The organism is Microvirga sp. P4_G7, assembly GCF_056401005.1.
This window is the reverse complement of record NZ_JBFUKD010001159.1, coordinates 1-591: the sequence shown is the minus strand read 5'-3', so window position 1 is coordinate 591 and position 591 is coordinate 1. Positions and strand designations below refer to the sequence as shown.

The following is a 591-nucleotide window of genomic DNA, read 5'->3' as shown; positions in this document are numbered from 1 at the left end:
ATCACGCGCCGGACGGTCGATTGCTGCGGGCGCCACAGGATGTGCAGGACGACGCCGACCGAGACGACCGCGAAGACGGCCATGCTGACGAGCGCCGCACGCGCATTCTGCGGATCGGCCCAGAACGTATAGCCACAGATCACGACGAGAAAAGCGACGCGATTGAAGCTCATCTCGTATTCGCGTTCGGGCGCCTCGCGCAGGCGCGCTAGGAACCTACGCATCACGGAGACGAGCCAGCGACGATTTCAGGTGGATGAAACGCAGGAAGCGGATAAACCCGGTGTTGCCGCAACAAGCTCTCTAGTTCGGCAGGCGGCAAGGCCGGCGTGAAGAGGAAGCCTTGAGCTTCGTCGCATTGATTTTCGAGGACGTGCATGAGCTGCTCCGTCGTTTCAACCCCCTCGGCGACAACCTTCAGATTCAGGCTGCGTGCCAACGTCGTGATTGCACTCACGATCGCGGAATCGCGTGTATTGGGTAGACTCGAGATGAATGAACGATCGATTTTCAACCGGTCGATCGGAAAATTCTTCACATAGTTCAGCGAGGAATAGCCGATGCCGAAATCATCGACCGAGAGCTGAACGC

The 591-nt window shown here is 58.4% G+C and carries 2 protein-coding genes; both read right to left on the bottom strand.

Features of this window, described 5'->3' with window-relative positions:
• A partial coding sequence (locus AC1DT3_RS23620; protein ID WP_477467577.1) for a hypothetical protein occupies positions 1–224 on the bottom strand: 224 nt, incomplete at its 3' end.
• On the bottom strand, positions 224–591 hold a 368-nt coding region (locus AC1DT3_RS23615), incomplete at its 5' end, for an EAL domain-containing protein (RefSeq protein WP_477467576.1). The genes AC1DT3_RS23615 and AC1DT3_RS23620, both read right to left, overlap by 1 nt.